At 64.2% G+C, this 6,859-nt stretch carries 6 protein-coding genes; 2 read left to right on the forward strand and 4 right to left on the reverse strand.

The features are described 5' to 3' along the window. The 3 genes from JYJ84_RS24630 to JYJ84_RS24640 all read right to left on the reverse strand — a co-directional run. Positions 1-449 (reverse strand): DUF192 domain-containing protein (locus tag JYJ84_RS24630; protein ID WP_205189564.1); only part of this gene is annotated, 449 nt, incomplete at its 3' end. Between the two features lie 160 nt (positions 450-609). Continuing rightward, entirely contained in the window at positions 610-825 is a 216-nt protein-coding gene (locus tag JYJ84_RS24635; protein ID WP_011352970.1) for a hypothetical protein, read from the reverse strand. Between the two features lie 281 nt (positions 826-1,106). After that, complete coding sequence (locus JYJ84_RS24640) at positions 1,107-1,685, reverse strand: pseudouridine synthase (RefSeq protein WP_175223016.1); 579 nt, start codon at positions 1,683-1,685, stop codon at positions 1,107-1,109. Between the two features lie 277 nt (positions 1,686-1,962). Between JYJ84_RS24640 and icd the strand changes: the two genes are divergently transcribed. After that, complete coding sequence (gene icd / locus JYJ84_RS24645) at positions 1,963-3,219, forward strand: NADP-dependent isocitrate dehydrogenase (RefSeq protein WP_006478026.1); 1,257 nt, start codon at positions 1,963-1,965, stop codon at positions 3,217-3,219. Between the two features lie 278 nt (positions 3,220-3,497). Beyond that, on the forward strand, positions 3,498-5,726 hold the full coding sequence (locus JYJ84_RS24650) for an NADP-dependent isocitrate dehydrogenase (protein ID WP_175223017.1): 2,229 nt from the start codon (positions 3,498-3,500) through the stop codon (positions 5,724-5,726). A gap of 123 nt (positions 5,727-5,849) precedes the next feature. On the opposite strand, the gene JYJ84_RS24655 is transcribed toward JYJ84_RS24650, so the two are convergent. Next, positions 5,850-6,074, reverse strand: a complete 225-nt coding sequence (locus tag JYJ84_RS24655; protein WP_122946094.1) for a hypothetical protein — start codon at positions 6,072-6,074, stop codon at positions 5,850-5,852. Between the last annotated feature and the right edge of the window lie 785 nt (positions 6,075-6,859).

The raw sequence follows: 6,859 nt of genomic DNA on the forward strand, positions 1-6,859 counted from the left end.
GCCGCGAACCAGCCCTTGCTCATTTCGAGCGCATAGGCGCCGTTGTTGCGCGGGCAGTGGTTGTCGGTCGTCTCGGCCTTCATCTCGTCGATGTCGGTGATCGTGCCGTCTGCGCGGATGAACGCGATCGACAGCGGGATCAGCGTGTTCTTCATCCAGAAGCAGTGCACCGCGTTCTCGTTGAACACGAACAGCATGCCTTCGTTCGGCGCGAGCTGCGAACGGTACATCAGCCCCTGTTCGCGGTCGGGGTCGTTCGCGGCGACGGCCGCGTCGATCACGTACATGCCGGCGCGCAGCTTCACGCGCGGGAATTCGCTCGGCTGCTTGGCGCCGGGGGGCACTTGCGCGCTGGCGGCCTGCATGCCGAGCGCGAGGACGGCGAGCGCGGCGGGAAACACGGCGGCGCGCGCAAGGCGGCCGAGCGACGAGCGCAGGGAGAATTGCACAGCAAGGCTCCTATCTGGAAAACGAGACCCGCATGGTACGCGATGCGCGTCGGCGGGCACACAAAAGAAAAAGGCAGATCGCCTTGCGGTGATCTGCCTTTCAACGCCGTAAGAACGGCAAGACTGCGTGTTCTTGACTGCGTTATTACAGCAAGCTTACTTAGTTCGAAGCAGCTGCCGGTGCTGCTGCGTCGCTTGCTGCAGCCTTCTTCGATGCCTTGTGGTGCTTCTTAGCTGCGTGGTGCTTCTTAGCAGCGTGCTTAGCCGGTGCCGAAGCAGCTTCAGCAGCTGCCGGAGCAGCTTCCGGAGCCGATGCTTGTGCGAAAGCAGCCGTTGCGAAGAGGCCAGCGACCAGAGCGGCGATCAGTTTGTTCATGTTGTGTTCCTCAGCTTTAGTTAATTAACCAAATGACCCGGCAATAGGAGTCATGTCGTCTAACGGTGCCATCCACCTTTCGGTTGACAGACGCTTCGAGAAATTTCTCATTGCGCTGCGGGCGCCGAATCGTATTCGATAAAAACGTCGCTTTCGTGACGCAAACACGGCTTCGGCTGCCAATGCCGGATAGCTAAGGTTGGCATCTGCGTGGTTTAACGCGCGATCTTCGCAGGCGGTTGACGAAAAAGATGACGAAAAATTTGCCCGTCCCGAATTCGTCATCCGACGGGCGCGAAACCATCCCACGGCGCGCGCGGCGGCAGCGCGATTGTTTCTCCCGGTGCAATGCCGAGCGCGAATATATCCAGTGCGCCGACGCCGACGCGCACCAGGCGCAACGTCGGGAAGCCGACGGCCGCCGTCATCCGGCGCACCTGCCGGTTCTTGCCTTCGGTGATCGCCAGCTCGATCCACGTCGTCGGGATCGCGGCGCGGTAGCGGATCGGCGGGTTGCGCGGCCACAGCGTGTCGGGCGGTTCGATGAATTCGGCACGGCACGGGCGCGTCACATAGTCGCCGAGGTCGACGCCGCGTGCGAGCGCCTTCAGGTCGGCAGGGCCGGGCGCGCCCTCGACCTGTGCCCAGTAGCGCTTGACGAGCTTGTGGCGCGGCTCGGCGATGCGCGCCTGCAGCGCGCCGTCGTCGGTGAGCAGCAGCAAGCCCTCGCTGTCCGCGTCCAGCCGGCCGGCCGCGTAGACGCCGGGCGTTTTTACCCAGTCGCCGAGCGACGGGCGCGTCTCGTGCGCGGAAAACTGGCAAATCGTGCCGAACGGCTTGTTGAGGGCGATCAGGTTCATGGCGGGGCGTCCGCCCGGCGGGCCGCGGGAAGCGGGGGCGGGCGGTCTATGGCAAATGGCGGAATCTTAATGCATAATACGGAACGGCAAGTCCTCTGTCTTATATAAGACATAAGTGGGGTCTTGATACGCAGTGCCGCGCTTCATGCCGAAGTGCCCGGTTGGGGCGCTAGAATAGCGGCTCGCTGTTGCCGTCACGGGGTGGCCATGCCGCGCCCCCGCCGCGCGCGCAGCTTCGACCAGCATCACCTGCTCAGCCACGTCACTGGAGTCGATCATGCCGTATCAGCACATCAAGGTTCCGGAAGGCGGTGACAAGATCACCGTCAACAAGGACTTCTCGCTCAACGTTTCCGATCAGCCGATCATTCCCTATATCGAAGGCGACGGTACGGGCTTCGATATCACGCCGGTCATGATCAAGGTCGTCGACGCGGCGGTCGCGCATGCCTACAAGGGCAAGCGCAAGATCCACTGGATGGAGATTTTCGCGGGCGAGAAGGCGACGAAGGTGTACGGTCCGGACGTGTGGCTCCCGGACGAAACGCTGCAGGTGCTCAAGGAATACGTGGTGTCGATCAAGGGGCCGCTCACGACCCCGGTCGGCGGCGGCATCCGTTCGCTGAACGTCGCGCTGCGCCAGGAACTCGACCTGTACGTGTGCCTGCGCCCGGTGCAGTACTTCAAGGGCGTGCCGTCGCCGGTGCGCGAGCCGCAAAAGATCGACATGGTGATCTTCCGCGAGAACTCGGAAGACATCTACGCAGGCATCGAATGGGCCGCGGGCTCCGAGCAGGCGAAGAAGGTGATCAAGTTCCTGCAGGACGAGATGGGCGTGAAGAAGATCCGCTTCCCGGAAACCTCGGGGATCGGCGTCAAGCCCGTGTCGACCGAAGGCACCGAGCGTCTCGTGCGCAAGGCGATCCAGTACGCGATCGACAACGATCGCAAGTCGGTCACGCTGGTGCACAAGGGCAACATCATGAAGTTCACGGAAGGCCTGTTCCGTGACGCCGGCTACGCGCTTGCACAGAAGGAATTCGGCGGCGAGCTGATCGACGGCGGCCCGTGGATGCGCGTGAAGAACCCGAAGACGGGCAACGAGATCGTGATCAAGGATTCGATCGCCGATGCGTTCCTGCAGCAGATCCTGCTGCGCCCGGCCGAATACGACGTGATCGCCACGCTGAACCTGAACGGCGACTACATCTCCGACGCGCTGGCCGCGCAGGTCGGCGGCATCGGGATCGCGCCGGGTGCGAACCTGTCGGATTCGGTCGCGATGTTCGAAGCGACGCACGGCACCGCGCCGAAGTACGCGGGCAAGGATTACGTGAACCCCGGTTCCGAGATCCTGTCGGCGGAAATGATGCTGCGCCATCTCGGCTGGACGGAAGCAGCCGACACGATCATCGCCGCGATGGAGAAGTCGATCCTGCAGAAGCGCGTCACGTACGATTTCGCGCGCCTGATGGAAGGTGCGACGCAGGTGTCGTGCTCGGGCTTCGGTGAAGTGCTGATCGAGAACATGTAAGTCCCCTTCCGGGGTGGGCCGGCGTGTCCGGCCGCCCCGGCGCCCACTGCCGGCGCCGGAGCGTTTCGTGGATGGCAGGTTTGTTGGCAGGGCGGTCCGGCATGCGGGCCGCGGCGCCGCGATGCGGCCCGGAGCCCCTGCAAGGTAGAACATGACGGCCCTCGCAACACCACCGCCCGGCTGAGCCGGCGCGCCCCTTTCGCGACCGACCCGGTCGCTCCCCGCCGGTTACCCGCCGGCGCTCTCAGTCAAAATTTTCACGTAGCAACGCATCGACCATGTCCACTTCGCCCAAGATCATCTACACCCTCACCGACGAAGCGCCCGCGCTCGCGACCTATTCGCTGCTGCCGATCGTCAAGGCCTTCACGCGCTCGTCCGGCGTCGCCGTCGAAACGCGCGACATCTCGCTCGCCGGCCGCATCATCGCGGCATTCGCAGACGTCCTGCCGCCCGAGCAGAAGGGTGCAGACGATCTGGCCGAACTGGGCCAGCTCACGCTGAAGCCGGAAGCGAACATCATCAAGCTGCCGAACATCAGCGCCTCGGTGCCGCAGCTCAAGGCCGCGATCGCCGAACTGCAGGCGCAGGGCTACAAGCTGCCGGCCTATCCGGAAGATCCGTCGACGGACGAAGAGAAGGCGGTCAAGGCCCGCTACGACAAGATCAAGGGCAGCGCGGTGAACCCGGTGCTGCGCGAAGGCAATTCCGACCGCCGCGCGCCGCTGTCGGTCAAGAACTACGCACGCAAGCATCCGCACAAGATGGGCGCGTGGAAGGCCACGTCGAAGGCGCACGTCGCGCACATGAGCGAAGGCGACTTCTACGGCAGCGAGAAGTCGGCGCTGATCGCCGATGCCGGCAGCGTGAAGATCGAACTCACGACGGCTGATGGCGCGAAGAAGGTGATGAAGGAAAAGACGGCCGTGAAGGCCGGTGAAGTGATCGACGCATCGGTGATGAGCCGCAACGCGCTGCGCAGCTTCATCGAAGCGCAGATCGCCGATGCGAAGGCGCAGGACGTGCTGTTCTCGGTGCACCTGAAGGCGACCATGATGAAGGTCTCCGATCCGGTCCTGTTCGGCCATTTCGTGTCGGTGTTCTACCGCGACGCGCTCGCGAAGCACGCTGACGTGCTGGCGCAGGCCGGTTTCAACCCGAACAACGGCATCGGCGACCTGTACGCGCGCCTGAAGGACCTGCCGGCCGACACGCGCGAAGCGATCGAAGCCGACATCAAGGCCGAATACGCAGTGCGCCCGCGCCTCGCGATGGTCAACTCCGACAAGGGCATCACGAACCTGCACGTGCCGAGCGACGTGATCGTCGACGCGTCGATGCCGGCGATGATCCGCGATTCGGGCGGCATGTGGGGCCCGGACGGCCAGCTGTACGATGCGAAGGCCGTGATTCCGGATCGTTGCTACGCCGGTGTTTACCAGGCCGTGATCGAGGACTGCAAGCAGCACGGCGCGTTCGATCCGGTCACGATGGGCAGCGTGCCGAACGTCGGCCTGATGGCGCAGGCGGCTGAAGAATACGGTTCGCACGACAAGACGTTCCAGATCCCGGCGGACGGCGTCGTGCGCGTCACCGACGAAGCGGGCAACGTGCTGCTCGAGCATGCGGTGGAAGCCGGCGACATCTGGCGCATGTGCCAGACGAAGGACGCGCCGGTGCAGGACTGGGTCAAGCTCGCGGTGAACCGCGCGCGCGCGACCGGCGCACCGGCCGTGTTCTGGCTCGATCCGGCTCGCGCACACGACGCGCAGATCATCGCGAAGGTCGAGCGTTACCTGAAGGATCACGACACGAACGGCCTCGACATCCGCGTGATGACGCCGGTCGACGCGACGCGTTTCTCGCTCGAGCGCATCCGCGCGGGCAAGGACACGATCTCGGTCACCGGCAACGTGCTGCGCGACTACCTGACCGACCTGTTCCCGATCATGGAACTCGGCACCAGCGCGAAGATGCTGTCGATCGTGCCGCTGATGGCCGGCGGCGGGATGTTCGAAACGGGTGCGGGCGGCTCCGCGCCGAAGCACGTGCAGCAGTTCGTCGAGGAAGGCTTCCTGCGCTGGGATTCGCTCGGCGAATTCCTCGCGCTGGCCGCGTCGCTCGAGCACCTCGGCAACGCCTACCAGAACCCGAAGGCGCTCGTGCTCGCGAAGACGCTCGACCAGGCGACCGGCAAGTTCCTGGACGAGAACAAGTCGCCGGCGCGCAAGGTCGGCGGCCTCGACAACCGCGGCAGCCACTTCTACCTGTGCCTGTACTGGGCGCAGGCGCTGGCCGAGCAGACCGACGACGCGGCGCTGAAGGCGCAGTTCGAAGGCGTGGCGAAGGCGCTGTCCGACAACGAAGCGCGCATCCTGGAAGAACTGGCGGCTGCACAGGGCAACGCGCAGGCCATCGGCGGCTACTACCGTCCGAACGTCGACCTGACGAGCCAGGCCATGCGCCCGAGCGCGACGCTGAACGGCATCGTCGACGCGGTCGCCTGACGCGGGTCGCGCGATCGCGCGAGTCGATGCGTGTACCGGCGCGGCGGGCATTACCGCCTGCTGCCTGTTACAAAAGGAAAACGCCCCGGACGCCCGGGGCGTTTTTCGTTGCAGGCTTGCCATTCAGACGTGAACGATTTCCCATTCGGCGATTTCGTGCGGCACTTCGAGCGTGGCCGTGTCCAGTTCGGACAGTTGCTCGCAGTCGCCACGGGAGATGTGGTCGGCTGCCACTTCGGGGCACGTGAACGCACCGAGCAGGGCGTTGCCGAACGTCGCTTCCCAGCCGCCGTTACCCGGCAGGATGTAGAACGACCCGAGCGCTGAACCAAAGCGAAATCCCTTCATTTCCGTTCTCCCTTTCTGATCACAAGCGATTCTGTTGTGCCACCTGGTGGCCCGGCTGGCTGCTTGCGCCGGGTTCCGTGTCGAACGTCGTGGCGAAGCGTCAGTGCATGGGACAAAGTCTACGTCCGGGACCCGGTCGGATGGTGCATGTAGAACGGCTTCACTAAACAAAAATTCTCTTTTAAAAACAAATAATTATTTGCATCGTTTTGTATTGTGGAACGTTTTTTGGCATCGCGAAACGGGAAATTTGTGCCCTGCACCACGAATTTTTACAACGCAGAGACTTGTTCCGCATCGTGAAATATTGGTGGGTTGGCGGGCCGGTGGTGCGACAAGCGCCAGGGCGGGGCCGAACGGCAGGCGCCTGGCGACCGCCTGGAAGCTGAATGGGGCAGGGTTGAGTGGCGTGCTGCGGTCGCGAGTGACGGGCCGTACAGCGCGGGTCGCCGATGTCGGTCGACGTGTACCGCATCGGGTGCGGCGTCGTTGAACCCTGCGGCGTATCGCCGCCCGGCCGGCGGCGGTGCTTTTCGATATGGGCCTGCGGTTATGATGACGCGGGCATCAGGATTCGCGTCGCGCATCGGCGCGACAGCCGGCTGGCGCGGGTGTTGCGGCGGCCGCGCGACGCAGCATGGATAACGAGGAACGATTGATGATACGGAGAACCTTCCTGTCGCGCGCCATCGGTGTCGCGGCCGCGTCGCTGTTCGCGCGCGCCGCGTGGGCGCAGCATGCCGGTCACGCAGGCATGGCCGGCATGGATTCGATGGACGACATGC

This window comes from Burkholderia sp. LMG 13014, assembly GCF_905232215.1.
Taxonomy (GTDB): Bacteria; Pseudomonadota; Gammaproteobacteria; order Burkholderiales; family Burkholderiaceae; genus Burkholderia.